General features: G+C 73.4%; 20 protein-coding genes. 13 read left to right on the forward strand and 7 right to left on the reverse strand.

What is annotated here, in order from left to right:
* Positions 1-57: 57 nt before the first annotated feature.
* Complete coding sequence (locus ACFU7Y_RS03615) at positions 58-483, reverse strand: SsgA family sporulation/cell division regulator (RefSeq protein WP_380766364.1); 426 nt, start codon at positions 481-483, stop codon at positions 58-60.
* A gap of 311 nt (positions 484-794) precedes the next feature.
* On the opposite strand from ACFU7Y_RS03615, the gene ACFU7Y_RS03620 reads away from it, so the two are divergent.
* The 3 genes from ACFU7Y_RS03620 to ACFU7Y_RS03630 all read left to right on the forward strand — a co-directional run bounded on the left by ACFU7Y_RS03620 (position 795) and on the right by ACFU7Y_RS03630 (position 4,546).
* Positions 795-2,627, forward strand: a complete 1,833-nt coding sequence (locus ACFU7Y_RS03620; RefSeq protein WP_224282881.1) for a DEAD/DEAH box helicase — start codon at positions 795-797, stop codon at positions 2,625-2,627.
* A gap of 423 nt (positions 2,628-3,050) precedes the next feature.
* Complete coding sequence (locus tag ACFU7Y_RS03625; protein ID WP_049654777.1) at positions 3,051-3,701, forward strand: IclR family transcriptional regulator; 651 nt, start codon at positions 3,051-3,053, stop codon at positions 3,699-3,701.
* 38 nt (positions 3,702-3,739) lie between these two features.
* Entirely contained in the window at positions 3,740-4,546 is an 807-nt protein-coding gene (locus tag ACFU7Y_RS03630; RefSeq protein ID WP_224282878.1) for a S16 family serine protease, read from the forward strand.
* Here ACFU7Y_RS03630 and ACFU7Y_RS03635 read toward each other — a convergent pair.
* Both ACFU7Y_RS03635 and ACFU7Y_RS03640 read right to left on the reverse strand, forming a co-directional pair.
* On the reverse strand, positions 4,515-4,727 hold the full coding sequence (locus tag ACFU7Y_RS03635; RefSeq protein ID WP_380766365.1) for a hypothetical protein: 213 nt from the start codon (positions 4,725-4,727) through the stop codon (positions 4,515-4,517). The genes ACFU7Y_RS03630 and ACFU7Y_RS03635 overlap by 32 nt on opposite strands.
* 237 nt (positions 4,728-4,964) lie before the next feature.
* The gene (locus ACFU7Y_RS03640) at positions 4,965-5,522 is read right to left on the reverse strand and encodes an Lrp/AsnC family transcriptional regulator (protein ID WP_224282879.1); all 558 of its coding nucleotides are present in this window, start codon (positions 5,520-5,522) and stop codon (positions 4,965-4,967) included.
* A 204-nt stretch (positions 5,523-5,726) separates the two neighbouring features.
* Here ACFU7Y_RS03640 and ACFU7Y_RS03645 point away from each other — a divergent pair, with 204 nt between their 5' ends.
* On the forward strand, positions 5,727-6,269 hold the full coding sequence (locus tag ACFU7Y_RS03645) for a VOC family protein (protein WP_224282880.1): 543 nt from the start codon (positions 5,727-5,729) through the stop codon (positions 6,267-6,269).
* Positions 6,270-6,296: 27 nt separating this feature from the next.
* Here the strand turns inward: ACFU7Y_RS03645 and ACFU7Y_RS03650 are convergent, their stop codons facing one another.
* Positions 6,297-6,830, reverse strand: a complete 534-nt coding sequence (locus ACFU7Y_RS03650; RefSeq protein ID WP_380766366.1) for a hypothetical protein — start codon at positions 6,828-6,830, stop codon at positions 6,297-6,299.
* Between the two features lie 134 nt (positions 6,831-6,964).
* Between ACFU7Y_RS03650 and ACFU7Y_RS03655 the strand changes: the two genes are divergently transcribed.
* The 3 genes from ACFU7Y_RS03655 to ACFU7Y_RS03665 all read left to right on the forward strand — a co-directional run bounded on the left by ACFU7Y_RS03655 (position 6,965) and on the right by ACFU7Y_RS03665 (position 10,725).
* Positions 6,965-7,669: a response regulator transcription factor gene (locus tag ACFU7Y_RS03655; RefSeq protein WP_224285531.1), complete on the forward strand. Its 705-nt coding sequence runs from the start codon at positions 6,965-6,967 to the stop codon at positions 7,667-7,669.
* Positions 7,666-9,174, forward strand: a complete 1,509-nt coding sequence (locus tag ACFU7Y_RS03660; RefSeq protein ID WP_380766367.1) for a sensor histidine kinase — start codon at positions 7,666-7,668, stop codon at positions 9,172-9,174. The genes ACFU7Y_RS03655 and ACFU7Y_RS03660 overlap by 4 nt, the downstream gene beginning before the upstream one ends.
* Before the next feature lie 150 nt (positions 9,175-9,324).
* Entirely contained in the window at positions 9,325-10,725 is a 1,401-nt protein-coding gene (locus ACFU7Y_RS03665) for a glycosyltransferase 87 family protein (protein WP_380766368.1), read from the forward strand.
* Between the two features lie 128 nt (positions 10,726-10,853).
* Here ACFU7Y_RS03665 and ACFU7Y_RS03670 read toward each other — a convergent pair whose 3' ends face one another.
* Entirely contained in the window at positions 10,854-11,270 is a 417-nt protein-coding gene (locus ACFU7Y_RS03670) for an SsgA family sporulation/cell division regulator (protein ID WP_224285073.1), read from the reverse strand.
* A 400-nt stretch (positions 11,271-11,670) separates the two neighbouring features.
* On the opposite strand from ACFU7Y_RS03670, the gene ACFU7Y_RS03675 reads away from it, so the two are divergent.
* Both ACFU7Y_RS03675 and ACFU7Y_RS03680 read left to right on the forward strand, forming a co-directional pair.
* The gene (locus ACFU7Y_RS03675; protein ID WP_380766369.1) at positions 11,671-13,311 is read left to right on the forward strand and encodes an RDD family protein; all 1,641 of its coding nucleotides are present in this window, start codon (positions 11,671-11,673) and stop codon (positions 13,309-13,311) included.
* Between the two features lie 72 nt (positions 13,312-13,383).
* Positions 13,384-14,106, forward strand: a complete 723-nt coding sequence (locus tag ACFU7Y_RS03680) for an RDD family protein (RefSeq protein WP_224283127.1) — start codon at positions 13,384-13,386, stop codon at positions 14,104-14,106.
* A 36-nt stretch (positions 14,107-14,142) separates the two neighbouring features.
* Here the strand turns inward: ACFU7Y_RS03680 and ACFU7Y_RS03685 are convergent, their stop codons facing one another.
* Complete coding sequence (locus ACFU7Y_RS03685) at positions 14,143-14,415, reverse strand: hypothetical protein (protein ID WP_380766370.1); 273 nt, start codon at positions 14,413-14,415, stop codon at positions 14,143-14,145.
* A 223-nt stretch (positions 14,416-14,638) separates the two neighbouring features.
* On the opposite strand from ACFU7Y_RS03685, the gene ACFU7Y_RS03690 reads away from it, so the two are divergent.
* The 4 genes from ACFU7Y_RS03690 to mycP all read left to right on the forward strand — a co-directional run bounded on the left by ACFU7Y_RS03690 (position 14,639) and on the right by mycP (position 18,741).
* On the forward strand, positions 14,639-15,352 hold the full coding sequence (locus ACFU7Y_RS03690; protein ID WP_380766371.1) for an endonuclease V: 714 nt from the start codon (positions 14,639-14,641) through the stop codon (positions 15,350-15,352).
* A 97-nt stretch (positions 15,353-15,449) separates the two neighbouring features.
* A complete protein-coding gene (locus ACFU7Y_RS03695; RefSeq protein WP_380766372.1) occupies positions 15,450-15,899 on the forward strand; it encodes a hypothetical protein in 450 nt (149 codons plus the stop codon).
* 38 nt (positions 15,900-15,937) lie between these two features.
* Positions 15,938-17,359 (forward strand): hypothetical protein, encoded by a 1,422-nt coding sequence (locus ACFU7Y_RS03700; protein WP_380766373.1) that lies wholly within the window; start codon positions 15,938-15,940, stop codon positions 17,357-17,359.
* Positions 17,360-17,499: 140 nt separating this feature from the next.
* A complete protein-coding gene (mycP, locus tag ACFU7Y_RS03705) occupies positions 17,500-18,741 on the forward strand; it encodes a type VII secretion-associated serine protease mycosin (protein ID WP_380766374.1) in 1,242 nt (413 codons plus the stop codon).
* On the opposite strand, the gene ACFU7Y_RS03710 is transcribed toward mycP, so the two are convergent.
* Complete coding sequence (locus tag ACFU7Y_RS03710; protein WP_224283121.1) at positions 18,735-19,316, reverse strand: GNAT family N-acetyltransferase; 582 nt, start codon at positions 19,314-19,316, stop codon at positions 18,735-18,737. The two genes, mycP and ACFU7Y_RS03710, sit on opposite strands and share 7 nt — an antisense overlap.
* Positions 19,317-19,416 lie beyond the last annotated feature (100 nt).

The following is a 19,416-nucleotide window of genomic DNA, read 5'->3' on the forward strand; positions in this document are numbered from 1 at the left end:
CCGAGTGGGCGAACGGCAGCCCGGAAGCGCGGGGGCGCTCCCGGACGCCTGCGCCCGTCAGCCGAGCAGCTGGGCGAGCGCGCGGTCGGCGTCCAGGTGCAGGTGCTCCTCGCCCTCGGGGACGAGCAGCCGGCTGCGCCACAGGAAGCGGCGCAGGTCGGCGGTGTCGAACTGGAGCAGCGCGGTGCCCTCGGGGGCCCGCAGCTCGATCATGGTCCGCCGGCCGACCGCGGGTCGGACGTGGACGTCGCCGACGCCGGCCGGCAGCTCGATGCCGGCCGAGAGCAGCTGGCGCGCGAAGATCCAGACGATGTCCTCGCTGTCCCGGTGCTGGGCGGCGTCGTCCAGGGAGAACTCGGCGGGGAAGGCCATCCGGACGGCCAGCGGGTCCTCCGTCAGGTAGGACAGCACCACCCGCAGCCGGACGGAGCGGTGGGCGGAGAGGATCAGGCGGGCCTGGACGGTCTCTTCGGCGGTGCGCACGGGCGGGTCCCTTCGGTTCGGTGCGAGGCCGCGCTAGGGCAGGTGGGGGTTGGTGCGGCCTCACCCTGGTGAGAGTCCCGGGGCCCGCGGTGATTACCCGGTTCCACGAGGTATTCGACGTGATCCGGGTCACATCGATTTCCGGCCGTGCGGGCCCGGCTCGGAGCCTCGCCTGGAGGTCCGAGCGGCGCCGGGCCGGTACGCTGGGCGGGTTGCCCGATCGCCGCCCGACCGCGGGGCGAGGCCGAAAAACCGCCTCTGACCTGCGATGATCCCCCTCGGAGACCGTGAGTACTGCCGCCGCCTCCTCGATGCCGCTGTTCTCCGACGTATCGGAGCCGCAGGCGCCCGTCCGGTCCGTCGGCCACGCCGCGCCCGCCGGCTCGCACCACCTCTCCCCGGCCTTCCCCGGCCGCGCCCCCTGGGGCACCGCGGGCAAGCTGCGGGCCTGGCAGCAGGGTGCGCTGGACAAGTACATCGAGACGCAGCCGCGCGACTTCCTCGCGGTCGCCACCCCGGGCGCAGGCAAGACCACCTTCGCGCTCACCCTGGCCTCGTACCTGCTGCACAACCACCTGGTGCAGCAGGTGACCGTGGTCGCGCCGACCGAGCACCTGAAGAAGCAGTGGGCCGAGGCCGCCGCGCGGATAGGCATCCGGCTGGACCCGGCGTACTCCTCCGGGCCGCTGTCCCGGGACTACCACGGCATCGTGGTCACCTACGCGGGCGTCGGGGTCAACCCGATGCTGCACCGCAACCGGACCGAGGCCCGCAAGACCCTCGTGATCATGGACGAGATCCACCACGCCGGTGACTCCAAGTCCTGGGGCGAGGCCTGCTTCGAGGCCTTCGAGCCGGCCACCCGCCGGCTGGCGCTGACCGGGACGCCGTTCCGCTCGGACACCAACCCGATCCCGTTCGTGGCCTACGAGGCGGGCGGCGACGGCATCCGCAAGTCCGTCGCCGACTACACCTACGGGTACGGGCACGCGCTGGCCGACCACGTCGTCCGCCCGGTGATCTTCCTCAGCTACAGCGGCAACATGCGCTGGCGCACCAAGTCCGGCGACGAGCTGGAGGCCCGGCTCGGCGAGCCGATGACCAAGGACCTGATCGCCCAGGCCTGGCGCACCGCGCTGTCCCCGCAGGGCGAGTGGATCCCGGCCGTGCTCCAGGCCGCCGACCGGCGCCTCACCGAGGTCCGCAAGGCGATCCCGGACGCCGGGGGCCTGGTCATCGCCACCGACCAGAACGTGGCCCGCGCGTACGCCAAGATGCTGCGCGAGATCAGCGGCGAGAAGGTCACCCTGGTGCTCTCGGACGAGGCCGAGGCGTCCAAGCGGATCTCCGACTACGCGGAGGGGACCTCGCGCTGGATGGTCGCGGTCCGCATGGTGTCCGAGGGCGTCGACGTGCCCCGTCTCTGCGTCGGGGTGTACGCGACCTCGATCTCCACCCCGCTGTTCTTCGCCCAGGCCGTCGGCCGCTTCGTGCGTGCCCGCAAGCGCGGCGAGACCGCCTCGGTGTTCCTGCCGACCATCCCGCTGCTGCTGGGCTTCGCCAACGAGATGGAGCTCCAGCGCGACCACGTGCTGGACCGGCCGAAGAAGGAGGGCGAGGGCCTCTTCGACGAGGAGGACCGGCTGCTCGCCGAGGCCGAGCGCGCCAACGACGGGCCGGACGGCGCGGGCGGCGAGGAGTTCTCCTACGAGGCGCTGGGCTCCGACGCGGTCTTCGACCGGGTGCTGTACAACGCCATGGAGTTCGGCATGCAGGCCCACCCGGGGAGCGAGGAGGAGGAGGACTACCTCGGCATCCCGGGCCTGCTGGAGCCGGACCAGGTGCAGATGCTGCTCCAGAAGCGCCAGCACCGGCAGATCCAGCGCAGCAAGACCAAGCCCGCCGAGGAGGCCGACCTGCTGGAGCTGCCGGCCGAACAGCGGCCGGTGGTCACCCACCAGGAGCTGCGGGAGCTGCGCAAGGAGCTGAACGCGCTGGTGGCCGCCTGGCACCACCGCACCAGCCAGCCGCACGGCACCATCCACAACGAGCTGCGCCGCCAGTGCGGCGGGCCGCTCACCGCGCAGGCCACCGCGAACCAGCTCAAGGCGCGGATCGCGAAGATCCGGGAGTGGGCCAAGTAGCGGAGCCGGAAGCGGGCGAAGGGGCGCCCGGCGGAGCCGGAAGGCGGCGAAGGGACGCTCCGGCGGACGGCGCGCCCCCGGTCGTGTCCGGACGCCCCGTCCGCTCCGGCGCGTCCGGACATCGGACCGAGGGCGCGCCCGCACCCTGACGCACCCGGTGGATCGCGGGGGTTTGTCCGGAATCCGAGGCGGCGTTGAAGCCGATCACGCCCGAATTTTGGACAACCACTTCCGTCGCGTCATTTCCTTCACTAGCTTTCCCCCACGCTCTTCCGCCGGGTAACCCCCGCGGGACGGCGCCGCAGGGCCGTGCGCGTCAAGGGCGACGCAGTGCGGCCCGAGCGCGGCCACCCCCACCTGCGCGCGACACCGGCCTTGGAACGGCGCCGCCCGCCGCGAGCGCCGCGGAAAGGATTGCCCGTCGTGACTGCCGAGACCTCCCAGACCCTGGACCGCGGCGTCCGGGTCCTCAAGCTCCTCGCCGACTCCGAGCGGGGGCTCACCGTGACCGAGCTGGCCGCCCGGCTGGCCGTCAACCGGACCGTGGTCTACCGGCTGCTGGCCACCCTGGAGCAGCACGGCCTGGTCCGCCGGGACATCGGCGGACGCGCCCGGGTGGGCCTCGGCGTGCTGCGGCTGGCGCACCGGGTGCACCCGCTGCTGCGCGAGGCCGCGCTGCCGGCCCTGCGCAGCCTCGCCGAGGACCTCGGCGCCACCGCCCACCTGACCCTGGTAGACGGCAACGAGGCGCTGGCCGTCGCCGTGGTCGAGCCCAGCTGGACGGACTTCCACGTCGCCTACCGGACCGGCCTGCGCCACCCGCTCACCGAGAGCGCGGCCGGCCGGGCGATCCTGGAGGCGCGCACCTTCCCCAGCCAGCGCCGGCCCGAGCAGGGCTTCGTCATCACCCGCGCGGAGGAGCAGTCCGGAGCGAGTGGGGCGGCCGCCGCGCTGGTCGGACTGAGCGGCATCGAGGGCAGTGTCGGCGTGGTGATGCTGAACGGCATGGTGCCCGAGCGGGTCGGCCCCCGCGTGGTGGAGGCGGCGACCGAGGTGGCCGACGCCCTGAGGTAGCGCCCGCGCACGGTGTCGGGTGTGTTTGGATTCCCCTTGTGTCCGACACCAAGCTCCCCAAGGCCCTCACCTCCCCGCGGACCCGCGCGCTCACGCTGTGCGGCGCGCTGGTCGCCGCGCTGTTCGGCGTGGCCGCCTTCGTCCCGCTGCCGTACACCATCACCTGGCCGGGCCTGACCGCGGACACCCTGGGCACGTTCGAGGACAGGCCGGTGATCACCATCACCGGGGCGCCGCTGCGTACCACCGAGGGCGAGCTGCGGATGGTCACCATCACGGCGACCAACGCGGGGCAGAAGAACTCCTTCTGGCGCTCGATGCAGGCGTGGTTCGACCCGAAGGAGGCGGTGCGCCCGACCGAGACGGTCTACCCGGAGAGCAACCCGGTGAAGGCCGACGAGGCGACCGCCCTGCAGATGGCCGAGTCGCAGGACGCCGCCACCGCGGCCGCGCTGAACTACCTCCACCTGTCGCCGGACCAGGTGAAGGTCAAGATCGACCTGGGCGCGGTCGGCGGCCCGAGCGCCGGCCAGATGCTGGCGCTGGGCATCGTCGACAAGCTGGCCGGCGACGGCAAGGGCGGCGACCTCACCGGTGGGCGCACCGTCGCCGGCACCGGCACCATCGACCCGGACGGCACCGTCGGCCCGGTCGGCGGCGTCCCCCTGAAGACGCAGGCGGCCGCCCGGGACGGTGCGACGGTGTTCCTGCTGCCCAAGGACGAGTGCACGGACGCCAGGGTGAACACCCCGAAGTCGCTGCAGCTGGTGCCGGTCGGCACCCTGAGCGAGGCGGTCTCCGCCCTCCAGGCGCTCAACAGCGGCGGCAGCGTTCCCTCCTGCTGACCGGGCCTCCCCCCGCACGAAGTCGGCCCGGCCGGCGGGGTCGGATCCCGAAGGCCGCCGCGGCGAAGTCGTCGCCCGTCCGGGTGCGCAGCTGGGCGGCGATCCCGGCCGGCCGGTGGGCCTGGGCCATCGGCAGGGAGACCGAGATCGCGCCGATGCCGTTGCCCTCGACGATCGGCACCGCCGCCCCCGCCGTGCCGAGCGCGTACTCTCCCCCGGCCTTCGGCCGGGAGGTGCCCCCGGGAACCGGGTGATCGGGACGGCCCGCCGCGGGCCCTGGCGCGGCAGCAGCGGCAGGCGTGCCGGGTCCCGCAGGGCGTACGGGGTGAACGGCACCATCGGGTAGCGGGCCAGGTGGGCCCGGCGCTCCCCGGCGGTCATCAGGGCCGGCAGGGTCTTGCCGGCCGCCCGGATCCTGCTACTCGGCGGCGGCCTGGTCCACCAGCGGCAGGATCCGGTACGGCACCGGGTTCTCCAGCACGATCGCGGTGGACGAGCGGACGATCCCGTCGAAGCCCAGCACCCGGTCGATCACCCGCTGCAGATCGGCGTTGGACCGGGCCACGATCCGCACCAGCATGTCCCCGATCCCGGTGATGGTGTGCAGCTCCAGCACCTCCGGCACGCTCGCCAGGTGCGCCCGTACGTCCGCGCCCTGGCCCTGGGAGATCTCCAGGGTGGCGAAGGCCGTCACCGGGTAACCGATCGCCGCCGGGTCCACCTCCGGGCCGAAGCCGCCGATCACACCCTTGGCCTGGAGCCGGTCCAGCCGGGCCTGCACGGTGCCCCGGGCGACCTGCAGCCGGCGCGAGCACTCCAGCACCCCGATCCGGGGCTCCTCGGCGAGCAGCCGGATCAGCCGGCCGTCGAGGGCGTCGATGGCGTCGTTGGTGCTGCCCGCCGGGGAGGTGGAAGCGCCTTGCGGGGTGGCGGAGTTGGGCGAGCCGGGGGAGCTCGGAACGTGGGCGGGGGGCATCGCGGCACCGTCCTGTGGTGGGCATTCTGTACAGCGGCGCGGCCGATTCTTCCGCTCCGGGGCACAGCTTGACCAGGAGGAAACGGAACAGTTGCGCGCAGGTCGGCCCGGCGCCACCCTCCAGCCACACCCCCGTGCGCAGGGCCCCGTCCCGGGTGCCCGGGGGCGGCCACGATGGTCCGTACGCCTACCGGGAGGGCAGTCATGACCGACACCGCCGCCGAAGTCACCCTGTTCGGGGCAGGCCTCGTACCGGACCCGGCGGAGGCGGGGCCGCTGCCGATGGGCCGCGCCGACGCGGTGGTCTTCGCGGTCGCCGACGCCGAGCGGGCGGCCCGCCGCTACTGCGCCGCGCTCGGGCTGCGCTGCACCGCGTACGCCGGGCCGGAGACCGGTGAGCCGGAGACGCTCTCGTACGTGCTCGCCGCGCCGGGGACGCGGATCGTGCTCACCTCCCCGGTGCGGACCACCGGCCCGCGCGGCCGGGAACTGGCCGCGTACCTGGACCGGTACGGGGACGGGGTGCTGGACCTCGCGGTGAGCGTGCCGGACGCCTACTACGCCTACGACTACGCGGTGGACCGGGGCGCGCTGTCGCTGGCCGAGCCGCACGAGGTGCGGGACGACTACGGCGCGGTGGTGCTGGCCACCATCGGGGTGCCGGGCGGGACCCGGCACACGCTGGTGGACCGGGCGGGGTACGTGGGGCCGTACCTGCCGGGATACGTCCCGTGCGACGGCCTCTGACGGATCGCCTGGGGGCGGGACGGCCCGCTAACGGATCGCCGTCTCCACGATCGGCGGGTGGCCGTTCCAGGAGGCGAAGACCGAGTTGGCCTCGTCGCCCCGGGTGAAGTCGACCCGCAGCCACTGGCCGTCGGTCCACACCTGCATCTGCCAGCCCGGGTCCGGGGTGGCGGAGACCAGGGTGGCCCGGTCCGGCTTCAGGTCCAGCGCGACCTTGCCGCCCGGGATCGGGTAACTCCTCACCGTGGACGTCGCGGTGGCGGTGGGGGCGGGCCGGCGGGTGGGCGGCGCGGCGGTGGTGACGGGCGCCGGGCCGTGCGGGGCGGTGGTCGGGGCGGCCGGCGGGGAGGGGATCGGGGACTGTGCGGCGGAGCGCGCCTGGTCGGGGGCGGCGGGCGCGGAGTGCGGCGTGCCGTCGGCCTTCGGGGACGGCAGCGGCAGCGCCGTGGGCTGCTCGAACGCGGCGCCGGTCAGCACCGCGTGCACGCCGAGCCAGGACAGCGCCACCGCCGCCCCGGTGGCCGCCGCCCAGGCGCCGAGCTGTACCAGTCCGTTCCGCATCGTCCGCACATCCTGCCGTATTTCCAAACGGACGGAGACCGGCACCCCCGGTATTCAGCAGGGCAGTTGCACAATGTCCGGACCCACCCCCGAGGTACAGACCACTGACCGGCGATGGCGTACCGTGCAGGCCCATGGCAACAGTGCTCGTGGTCGAGGACGACCCCTTCGTGCGTTCCGCCCTCATCCGCCACCTGACCGACACCGGTCACGCGGTGCGCAGTGTGGGCACGGCTCTGGAGGCGCTGCGGGAGGTCGCCCAGGTCGGCTGCGACCTGGTGATCCTCGACCTGGGCCTGCCCGACCTGGACGGCAGCGAGGCGCTCAAGATGATCCGGGGCCTGACCGACGTGCCGGTGATCATCTCCACCGCCCGGGACGACGAGGCCGAGATCATCCGGCTGCTCAACGACGGCGCTGACGACTACCTGGTGAAACCTTTCTCCGGAGAGCACCTCAGCGCCCGGATGACCGCCGTGCTGCGCCGGTTCGGCAACGGCGCGGCGCCCGTCGCCCAGGTGCTGCGGGTCGGCGGACTCGCGATCGACCTCCAGCGGCGGGAGGCCGCGCTGGACGGGCGGCCGCTCGACCTGACCCGCCGTGAGTTCGACCTGCTGGCCTTCCTGGCGGCCCGCCCCGGCGTGGTGGTGCCCCGCAAGGAGATCCTCGCCGAGGTCTGGCAGCAGACCTACGGCGGCGACCAGACCATCGACGTCCACCTCTCCTGGCTGCGCCGCAAGCTCGGCGAGACCGCCTCCAACCCCCGCTACCTGCACACCGTCCGGGGCGTCGGGGTCCGGCTGGAAGCCGCCGGAGGCCTGGCGGAGCACCGGACATGAGGCGGTTCGGGCGCTCGCTGCGCTGGGCCCTGATCAAGGCCGCCGTGGCCGGGACCACCATGGTCGCGCTGGCCTTCCTGATCCCGCTCGGGATGATGGTCCAGCAGACCGCGCGGGACCGGGCGTTCACCGCCGCCGAGCGGCAGGCCGCGGCGCTCGGGCCGGCCCTGGCGATCACCACCGACGAGGACGCGATCAACCGGGCCCTGGCCAGTACGGACGCCGGCGGGCAGGGGCGGATGGCGGTGCACCTTCCGGCGGCCGGGCAGCCCGCCGGAGCGGGTGCGGCCGGGGCGGGCGGCGGCGACGCGGCCGATGGCGGCGGGAACGGCCCCGGGACGGCCGCGGCCGCCGGGACCGGCGAGCCCGGGGGGCCGACGCTGGGGGAGGGACGCGCCACCGCGGCCGACGTGGCCACGGCCGGCGGGCAGGGCCGTTCGTTCACCGTGAAGGTGGCCGGCGGGTACGCCCTGCTCCAGCCGGTCGCGGTGGACACCGGGCGGACCGCGGTGGTCGAGGTGTTCGTGGCCGAGAGCGACCTCACCCGGGGCGTCGCCACGGCCTGGCAGGTGCTCTCCGCCGTGGCGCTCGGCCTGGTCGCCATCTCGGTGCTGGTCGCCGACCGGATGGGCAGCCGCATCGTCGCCTCCGCGCGGAAGCTGGCCGCCGCCGCCCGCTCGCTCGGCGCCGGGAACCTCTCGGTGCGGGTCCCGGTGGAGGGCAAGCAGGTCGAGGGCAGCCCCGAGGAGCTGCGCGAGGCCGGTTACGCGTTCAACACCATGGCCGACCGGGTGGTCCAACTCCTCGCCGCCGAACGGGAACTGGCCGCCGACCTGTCGCACCGGCTGCGCACCCCGCTGACCGTGCTGCGGCTCAACGCCGCCTCGCTCGGCGAGGGCGACGCGGCCGACGCCACCCGGCACGCGGTCGCCCAGCTGGAGCGCGAGGTCGACCAGATCATCCGCTCGGCCCGCCGCGCCCCCGAGGACGCGCCCGCCGTCGCCGTCGGCTGCGACGCGGCCGAGGTGATCCGGGAGCGGGTCGCCTTCTGGTCGGCGCTGGCCGAGGACGAGGGGCGCCGCTGGCAGCTGGCCGGCGCCGAGCGGGCCTCGCCGGTGCCCGTCCAGCGCGGGGACCTGGCGGCCGCCGTCGACGCGCTGCTCGGCAACGTCTTCCGGCACACCGCGGTCGGCACCGCCTTCTCGGTGGACGTGCTGGCCACCGACTGCTCGGTGATCGTGCTGGTCGGGGACGCCGGACCGGGGTACAGCGACCCGGCCGCCGCCCTCAAGCGCGGCGAGGGGCACGGCGGGGAGGGTTCCACCGGTCTCGGCCTGGACATCGTCCGCAAGCTCGCCGAGTCCACCGGCGGCGACGTCGCGCTCGGCCGCTCCGCGGTGCTCGGCGGCGCCGAGACCCGGCTGCGGCTGCGCACCCGGCCGCAGGAGGCGGAGCCCGCGCGGGGCGGCCGACGGCGGACCATGGGCGCGCTGTTCCAGAAGTGACGGCGGACCGGGGGTGGTGGACGACACGGCCGCCCGGCGGAAGGGCCGGTCAGGGCCGATCTGTCACGCTGGGTAGTTGGTCGTGTCCGGTCCCGCCCGGGCGGCATCCGGTATCGTCGCTGGTTGGCCCAGCCGTGGACGGAGTGGACAGTGACAGCGGTGCAAGACGAGCGCAGCCCGGTGCGGACCGCACCCGACCCCTCGCCCGCCCCCCTGTCGGACCGGCTGCGCCGGGCCCTCGGCGCCCCCGTCCGGGCGCTGCGCGAGGCCCCCCGCCGCCCGCTGCTGGCCGCCTCCGCCGTGGCGCTGCTGTCGCTGCTGGTGTACGCGGTGGTCCGCCACTTCGTCCACACCTCGATGGTGGACATGATCGTCTACCGGGCCGAGGGCGCCGCCGTGGCCAACGGCACCGACCTGTACGCGCTGCGCGTCACCGAGTGGAACCTGCCCGCGACCTACCCGCCGTTCGCGGCGATGCTGTTCGTCCCGACCACCTGGTTCCCGGTCCCCTTCCTCCGGGTGGCGATCACTCTCGGCAACATCGGGCTGCTCGCCCTGCTGACCCACCTGTCCTTCAAGCTGGTCGGCTGGCCGCGCCGCGAGCTGCGGCCGATCGGCGTCGTCCTGGTGACCGGCCTCGGGGTCTGGCTCGAACCGGTCTTCACCACGCTCCGCTACGGCCAGATCAACCTCGCGCTGGCCTGCCTGATCCTGTGGGACCTCACCCGTCCGGACAGCCGGCGGAGCAAGGGCGTGGCGATCGGCATCGCCGCCGGCATCAAGCTCACCCCCGGCCTGTTCGCGGTCTACCTGCTGATCACCGGCCGGGTCCGGGCCGCCTTCGTGGCGGGCCTCACCTTCCTCGGCACCTTCCTGCTCGGCGCCCTGGTCCTGCCCGACGCCACCTGGGGCTTCTGGACCAAGTACCTCTACGACTCCTCCCGGGTCGGCAAGACCTGGATCGTCGACAACCAGTCGATGCGCGGCGCCTTCGCCCGACTGCTGCACACCACCGACCCCGGCACCGTCGCCACCGTCGGGGCAGGCCTGATCGCGCTGGCCGGCCTCGCCGTCTCCGCCTGGGCCGTGCGCAGCGGCCGCTGGCTGCCCCGGGCCGAGGCCTGGGGCGTCTGCTGCGCGGCCGTCACCGCCGTACTGATCTCCCCGATCAGCTGGACCCACCACTGGGTCTGGTGCGTGCCGATGCTCGTCCTGCTCGCCGCCGAGGCCTCGGTCGAGCGCGCCCGCCCGGCCGGTGTCCGCCGGCTGCGTTGGCGGGCCGTCTTCTGGGCCACGCTGGTCGCCTTCCTCTCCTTCGCGATGTGGGCCGCGAAGCCGGTCGGCCTGGCCGTCCTCGACATGTCACCGTGGCGCCAGCTGCCGACCTCGGTCTATCCGTGGGTCGGACTCTGCTTCCTGATCGCGGCCGCCGTCCGGATAAGGGCCCGACGGCGTTCGGCCGGCGCGCCGCTGGTCCGGCTGCCCGGACAGCGGGACGCGGGCGGCCCGGACGCCACCCGCGGTCGTCAGCAGGCCCCCGCGGCCCGCTGAGCCGGCGGGGGTGCCGCTCCTGTCTTCCCGCTCCTGCTCCTGCCCCCGAGCCCGCTGATCGTCCCCGTGTTCCCGCGGGCGGTCGTGCCCGTGCTGCTGTACGTGCCGGTACACGCTGCGGCGCACGCCTACGCGAGCAGCTCGGCGAGCGAGCCGTCCATGTCCAGCGCGGCCAGCTCGCTGCCCGGCGGGACCAGCCGGTGCGCCCGCTCCAGCCAGGCCGCGACCGCCGGCAGCGGGGCCTCCAGCAGCGCGTCCCCGGCGGGCGAGCTCAGCGCCAGGCAGAGCACGCTGCGCCGGCCCGAACGGGTCGGCCAGATCCGCACGTCGCCCTGGCCGCACGGGCGGAAGGTGCCCTCGACCAGCAGCTCGCGGGCGAACACCCAGGTCACGGGGGAGCCGGTGTCCAGGTGGAAGGTGATGTAGACCGCGTACGGGTCGTGGCTGCCGTAGGACAGCCGGGCCGGGACGGGGATGCTCTGCTCCGGCGAGAGCACCAGGTTGAGCTCCAGCTCGTGCTCGACGACGCTGACGGGACGCTCCATGATCGTCTTCCTCTCTGCCTTCGGGCGGTGCCCGGTTCCGGGCCCTGTGACTTTTGAGAGGGCGGTCCGCACCGGCTCTTACACACGTTTCCGGGATTTCTTCGGGAAGTTCGGTGAGGGGTGGTGAACGGAGGGCGGCGCGGCGCGCCGGCAATCGTCGTGCGCTGCGTTCCTTACCTCGGACGACCCTTCGGCGTCCGGGGAATCGCGAACTTTCCGCCGCGGCTCCGGTGAGGCACTACCCTTTGTGACTACCCGGCGACTGTCCGCCCATCGGTGGTGCCCCCGCGCGCCGAGTGCCGGGCGCGCCTGGTCGTGCGCGCGGGCGGACGCGTCTGCGGTGGTCGGGCCCGGTCGGCCCGCACCGACCTCGTCAGGACCTGCCAGGAAAGAAGACCCCATGACGGACCGCCCCTTCGCCGCCGACGGCGACCCGGCCGTCGCACCCGAGCCCGGCTACTACCCCGACCCCTCCGTTCCCGGCTTCGTCCGGTACTGGGGCGGCTCGGCCTGGGTGCCCGGCACCAGCCGGCCCGCGCCCGCCGAGGGCGAGCTGCTGGCACCGCCCCGGTACGCGACCCGGCGGTCCGCCCCGGACGGAGCGGCACGGGTGGTGCCGCCGCCGGTGGTGCCGGAGGCGGCGCTGCTGGGGGAGGTGCTGCCGGAGGGGGCGGCGGCAGCGGCGCCCGGGATGGCGGCCGCGGAGGCGGTGGCCCCGGGGCTGGTGGCCCTGGAATCGGTGGCCTCGGGGGCGATGGCGGACGTGCAGGTCGGGCTGCCGGCGGGTGGGGGTGACACCGGGCCGGTGTACTTCGACCAGACCTCGGGCGGGGCGTCCTTCGTGCTCGGGCCGCGGGTGGCGGAGGTGATCGGCGGGCCGGTGTTCCGGACGGTCGACGGACCGGGGGCTTCGTCGGGGGTGCCGTCGGGAATGTCGTCGGGCTTCGCCGGCGCCGGGCTGCCCGGGGCGGCGGACGGTCCGGTGGCGGTCGGCGCGGTGCCCGAGGCGGGCCCGCTTCCGGCTTCGGGTCCGGTCCTGGCTTCGGGGCCGGGTCCGGTCCCGGTGCCGGTCGCCGGGGAGTCCGGGTGGCAGGCCGATCCGCGGGCGCAGCGGGGCCTGACGGAGACGGGCGGCGCGCCGCGTTGGGTCTCCTGGGGGGTGCTTCCGGAGGCGCCCGAAGCGGAGGACGGGCTTGCGGAGCCCGAGTGTGCTGCGGTTGCCGTGGAACTGGCCGCCGCCGGCGCTCCCGCCGTGGGGGTGGGGGTGCGGGAGGTGCCGGTGCCGGCCGTGCTGGCCTCGGGCCCGGTGCCAGTGGTCGGTGAGGAGGCGGTTCCGGCCCCGGCGTCCGTCCCGGCCCCGGGCCCGGCCGCTGTCACGGTCGCCTCGAAGCCCACGGCTGCGGCCGCGGTGACCACCTCCGGCCCCGCCGCCCCGCTGCCCGCCGTGCGCACGGTCCGGGAGACCGCCGTCCAGCCCCGCCCGTCCGCCGCCGGCCCCGCCCCCGCGCCCTCCCGGGCGGCCCGGACCGCCCGGGTCGCCCGGGTCGCCAGGCCGGCCGGTCTCGGCCGTAGGCTGGCGGCGCGGACGGTGGACACCGCCGTGCTGCTGGTGGTCGCGGTCGCCGCCGGGATTCCGCTCGGCCGCTCGGTCTCCGACCACCTCCACCGGAAGCTCGACCAGGCCCGGATGGCCAGCGCCCTCACTCGGCGCCAGGTCCAGGTCTGGCTGGTGGACGACGTGGTGCTGGGCAAGATCGCCGTGCTGATCGGCATCCTGCTGTTCGTCAGCCTGCTCTACGAGGTGCTGCCGGTCGCCCGCACCGGCCAGACCTTCGGCAAGCGGCTGGCCCGGATCCGCGTGGTGGACGCCGCCGCCCCGGCCACCCGGACCCGGCTGAGCCTCGGCCGTTCACTGCTCCGGTGGGCCGTGCGGCAACTGGGTGCGGTGCTGCTGCTCGGCCTGGTCTGGCCGGTGTTCGACCGTACGGCGCGGCGGGGCTGGCAGGACCGCGCGGCCCGTACCCGGGTGGTGCGCGGCTGAGGCCCGCAGGGCCCGTGCAAAACGGACAAAATGTCCCGAACATCCAGAATGTGCGATGTTCTACTCGGGGGCATGAGCACCCACGACCCCTCAGGCCCCCAGCCGGAGGGGGGCGGCAAGCCCTCCTTCGACAAGCAGCCCCCGCAGCCGGGCGGCGGCACGCCGGAAGGCGAGCCGTCGGGCCCGACCCCGTCCAGCGACACGTCCGGCGGCCCCGGCGCCTACCAGGGCACCTACGGCGGGAGCGGCGGCCCGACCCCCGGTCAGGACCCCTACCGGAACCCGTACGGCCGGCCTCCGTACGACCAGCCGCCGCCCGGCTACGGCCCCGGCGCGTACGGCACCCCCGGCGCAGGCCCCGTCCCCGGCATGCCGCCGATCGGCACCTGGCCCAGGCGGATCCTCGCCCGGCTGATCGACTACGTCCTGGTGCAGGCCGTCGCCGTGATCATCGTGGGGCCCTTCGTCGACCTCGGCGCGCGCAACGGCTCCACCGAGGCGTTCTGGCTCGGCTGCACCATCTACTTCGTCTACGAGGCCCTGATGCTCAGCCGGGACGGCCAGACCCTCGGCAAGAAGGCGATGAAGATCCGCGTCGCCATGCTCGTCGACGGGAACAAGCCCACCCAGTCCGCCGCCTGGACCCGCGCCGCGGTCTTCATCGTCCCGGCCGTGCTCTGCTGCGCCGCGCTCTGGTGGATCATCGACGGACTCTTCGGCGTCTTCGACACGCCCTACCGGCAGTGCCTGCACGACAAGGCCGCGAAGACCGTGGTCGTCACCACGGAGGTCTGAGCGGCGACGCGGGACGCGCCTGCGCCCGGCGGCGGATCAGCGCTGCCGGGCGTACGCGTGTCCGGCCGCGGCCGGAGCGGGTCCGGCCGGCCCGGCCGGGTCCGCGGGGCCCGCCTCCACGGCTCCGGCCCCGGCCGCGGCGGCTGACATCGAGAGCAGCGTCACCACGGTGCCGAGCGCCAGTGCGAACCCCACCAGCACCGAGACCGCCAGCACGCCCGAGGCGCCCGAGACGGCCAGCAGTGCCACCGTGGTGGCGACGACGGTGAACGAGCCGAGGCAGGCCTGGGCGACGGAGGGGCGCGGCATGGCAGAGGTCCTTCGCACGTCGGGGGAAACGGGCGGGAGTGGTGACGGTTCCGGTGGTCCTACCCCGCGGGGGAAGCGGGTACGTCCAGGCTAGACGCCGGGCGCGGGGGCACAGGGGGCGCACGGTCTCATCCCGGGGTCGTCCGGCCCGGTCGGTACGGTGAACCGGAACCATGTCGACACCACGCACCACCGCACACCACCACACCCGGGGGAACCGACCATGCCCATCCCCGCCGACTGGCCCACCACCGAGGCCGAGGCGCTCGCCGAACAGGAGCGGCTGCGCCCGCTCGTCCAGGCCCACGACGACGAAGGGCGCGACGACGAGGGGCCCGGCCGGTTGATCGCGGGCGTGGACGTCGCCTACGACGACAACCGCGACCTCGTCGCCGCCGCGGCCGTCCTGCTCGACCGGGACACCCTGGACGTGGTGGAACAGGCCACCGCCGTCGGCCGGATCGCCTTCCCGTACGTCCCCGGGCTGCTCGCCTTCCGCGAACTCCCCGCCGTCCTCGACGCGTTGGCCGCACTCACCCGCACCCCCGACACCGTCGTCTGCGACGGCTACGGCCTCGCCCACCCCCGCCGCCTCGGCCTCGCCAGCCACCTCGGCGTCCTCACCGGGCTGCGCACCCTCGGCGTCGCCAAGACCCCCTTCACCTTCGAGCACCACGAACCCGGCGCGGCACGCGGCTCCTGGACCCCGCTCACCGACCCCGCCACCGGCGAGGAGGTCGGCCGCGCCGTACGCACCAGGGCCGGCGTGAAGCCCGTCTTCGTCTCCGTCGGACACCGGACCGGCCTCGACACCGCCGTCCGCACCACCCTCGACCTCGCCCGTCACTACCGCCTCCCCGAAACCACCAGGCACGCGGACTCCCTCTGCCGGCGCGCCCTCGCAGACGCCCAGCGGACCGGGACGACCGCGAACTGACCATGCCCCGGGCGGGATTCGGGCCCGGTGTGTTAGACATGAGACACCGGGGCCCGGCCCCGACCGCCAGGGACGGACGCACGGGGGAGGCGCCGAAATGGGATCAGGGACCACCGGTACCGGTTCTACCGGCGGAGCCGGACAGGGCTACCGCATCGAGGTCGAACAGCTCCGCACCTTCGCCGGCCAAGTACGGCTGCTGCTCGCCGACTTCCAGAAGCACGCCGACGGCACCGACGCGTACGGCCGCAGCGGCATCGGCAAGAACGCCTTCGGGACCTTCGCCGAGGCCACCGAGATCCACGGCCGCTACGGCACCATGCGGGACGCGCTGCGCGACGTCCTCAACCAGCTCCAGGAAGCCGTGAACGAGGCCCAGCAGAAGGCCGACCTCACCGCCACCAACTACGAGGAGCAGGACCAGCACACCGCCGCCAAACTCAAGCTCGGCGAGGACGGCTGGTCCGTCGCCCACCCCTCCGCGAGCAGCCAGGCCGCGGCCCAGCAGAACCACACCCCCTCCAACCGCGGCAACGCCACCGTCTGACCGCCGCCCGCCCGGACCCGAACGGAGGCCGACCGCCCGTGGTCTACACCGACTTCACCAAGTACAGCCACGCCCAGCTCCGGAAGATGGCGCAGGCCCTCGACCCCGGCGCGGTGATGGCCGCCGGCGACCCCTGGCGCAGGGCCGCCGACACCCTCAAGCAGATCCGCCTGACCCTCACCAAGGCCAGCACCGAAGCCGCCACCTCCTGGGAAGGCACCACCAGCGACGCCTTCCACACCCGCATGCTCGCCCTGGCCGCCAGCATCAACAACGCCGCCGCCTATGCCAACGACGCGGCCAACATCCTCCACAACACCTCCGAGGCCATGGCCAAGGCCAAGCGCGACATGCCCGAGGAACCCGGCAACTGGGACAAGGTCAAGGACACCGTCGGCGACGCCTTCTTCGGCGACGACGACGAACACATCCCCCTCGCCGACCGCAAGAAGGCCGAAGCGGCCGCCATCATGCAAACCCTCGCCATGCACTACCGCATCGCCACCCCGGCCCTGAAGTCCCCGCCGCCGTACGACCCGAAGAACCCGGGAAAGATTGAGTCTCCCGACACTGGATCGAAGGACGACCCGACTGCGGCAGCGGCAGCGGCGATGGTGTCAGGCACCTCGGTGGGAGCGGCGGGATCACCGACACGGGCGACGACCGTCCCGCCTCCTCAGCACAAGCCTTCCCAGCCGCCGATGACGGCTCGGTCCGTGGCGAGGAGCGCGCCGGCTCCGACCGACTCGGGGATCAAGGGCGGTACGGCGCAAACCCCACCAAAGCCGTTGGTTTCCCCGAGTCGCGGTTCCGGTGAAGGTATCTACGGCAGACCAATGCCACCTTCGACTGGAAGTGTGCCGGGTCCGTCACTTGCCGGGATCCAAACCTCCGGACTGGATCCCGTGCCGACCGGAGGTCCCACTGGCGGGCCCTTCGGGGGCGGCAGCGGGCCGGAGGCCCCTCGGGCTGCGGGCCCGACGACCATTTCCCCGATCGGGCCGATCGTCGGTCAGGGCAAGGCAGGCCCAGGAGGTAAGGAGATCTCGGCTGGTGTGACGCCGGTCGAGGGTTCTGGACAGCGTGGTGGCCGGGCTCTCGGCGGCTCCGGTGAGGTCTACCCGGGCATCGGTGCCGGAGGTCGCGGAGTGTCTGGCGGAAAGCAGTCCGGGGGATCTCTGGCCCGACCCGGAGGGGCTGCCGGAGAAGCGGCGAAGCCTGGTGGAGCACAGGGCAAGCAGGCATTCACGGAAGGCGGCTCCGGGCTGGGAGCGCGAAACCGGCTCAGGGGTGAGTCGGGCGTCGCGAGCGCGAACGGCATGACGTCCGGTGTCCCGCTGAGCGGAGCACAAGGACGCAAGAGGGACCGGGAGAAGGACGGCAAGCGGCCGGACTATCTTGTCGAGGACGAGGGGACCTGGGCGTCGGACGAGCCCAGGAATCCGAACGTGGTGGAATGAAACCGGTCCGTGAACGGACGGGTGATCTGATCGCATCCCGCAGGTCGGTGGCCTGCGGGATGCCTCGCTGAGTGGGGTGACCAGGTTTGACGAGCCGCCGGTTGGCGCGCGGTGCGGCGGCTCTGGCTGCCGGAGTACTGATGCTGGGCTTGGCCGTGCCGGTGGCATCGGCTGACCAGACCAGAGATCAGCAGTGGGCGTTGAAATCCTTCGAAGCGGAAGCGAAGGTCTGGCCGGTCAGTCAAGGCGACGGCGTGATCGTCGGAGTGATCGACACCGGTGTGAACCAGGACCACCAGGACCTGACCGGGCAGGTGCTTCCCGGCGCCGACTTCTCTGATGGCAAAACGGACGGGCGTGTGGACAGTGATGGCCATGGCACCGCAATGGCGAGCCTGATTGCCGGGCACGGACACGGCGATCAGGCAGGGGTGATGGGGCTGGCACCGAAGACGAAGATCCTTCCGGTGAAGGTGAGAACGGACGCTGACAAGTCCAGTCCTTTGCCGGACCCTGATTCTTCGGAGAGCCCGGATGCGAATCAGAACGGCTTCGCGGAGGCGATCCGTTTTGCAGTGGATCACGGTGCGAAGGTCGTCAACATCTCCCTTTCCGGGTCCTACCGCTTCGACTCGCAGCTGCGAAAGGCTGTCAACTACGCGGTGTCGAAGGACGTCGTATTGGTGGCGGGTTCAGGTAACAGCGGATTGGACATGGGGGTCGAATACCCAGCCGCCTTCCCGGGAGTGGTGGCTGTGGGGGCAGCGGACTCCAAGGGCGTTGTGTGGGATCGGTCCACGTCGGGGCCCGAGACGACACTTGTCGCGCCCGGGGTGAGTATCAACCACGCGGCCGCGAAGTCTCCGACAGCCTATGGAACCGGAAGCGGGACCTCGGATTCAACCGCCTATGTCTCCGCCACTGCCGCGCTGATCAGGGCGAAGTATCCAAACCTGTCGGCCGGGCAGGTAATCAATCGGATGATCAAATCGGCCACTCCGCCAGCCAACGGGGCTGTGGTGCCCAACAACCATTACGGCTACGGGCTCGTCGCGCCGGCGAAGGCTCTGGAAGTGAATCCCGCCGTGGACAACGGGCCCCGGGAGAACCCTCTGATCGGGCGGATGGAAGCGAAGGGCACGCCGCCTCCGGTGGATGAGGAGACCGACGAGCCCTCCGTGGAGCCCATGGTCCCTGAGGGGGACAGCGCGGGCAGCAGCAGTGCGATCGGGGTCTGGGTCCTGGTGGGGCTGGCGGGCCTGCTGATCGGTGTTGTGGTGCTCGTCGTGGTGTTCGTCGTGCGGGCACGGCGGCGGCCGGCGGCGGGGGCGTACGGGCCGGGGCCGTATCAGCAGCCGCCGCGCGGGGGGCCGTATCAGTGAGTGGCGAGCCATTCGTCGCGTAGGGCGGCCATCTGGAGGACGTCCCAGTAGCGGTCGTCCCAGTGGTGGGCCTGGCGGGCGCGGCCTTCGAGGGTGAAGCCGGACTTGCGGTAGGAGTGGGCGGCGCGTTCGTTGTACTCGAAGACTTCGAGGTGGACGCGGTTGAGGCGGATGGTCTCGAAGGCGTGGCGCAGGACCAGGAGGGTGGTCTCGGTGCCGATGCCGCGGCCGGTGCAGTCCGGGGCGAGGGCGATCCGGAAGCTGGCTGAGGAGTTGTCCGGGTCGACGTCGGTGAGGGCGGTCTCGCCGAGGAAGCGACCGGTGGCGGGGTCTTCGACGGCGAGGTCGAGGCGGTCGGGCTGTTCGGGGCGGGTGGTGCACCACTGGTGGATCCGGTCGCGGGTGAAGACGGTGCGGGTGCCGGTGAGCCGGTTGGTCGCCTCGTCGGCGCAGAGTTCCCACATCGGGTCGGTGTGCCGTTCGTCGAGGGGGACGAGCCGGATGGTGGGGCCGTGCAGGGTGGGCTTCACGGCGAGGGCGGCGAGATCGGTGCGATCGGCGGCGTCGGCGGTCATGGTAGTCAGGGTGGACGGTCGGTTTCCGGTTCGTCCATGCATTTTCGGCCCGGCGGGTGGTGGGTGGCGGGTGGTGTGCGGGCGTGCACCGGGCTGGTGT

The organism is Kitasatospora sp. NPDC057542, assembly GCF_042801945.1.
GTDB lineage: Bacteria > Actinomycetota > Actinomycetes > Streptomycetales > Streptomycetaceae > Kitasatospora.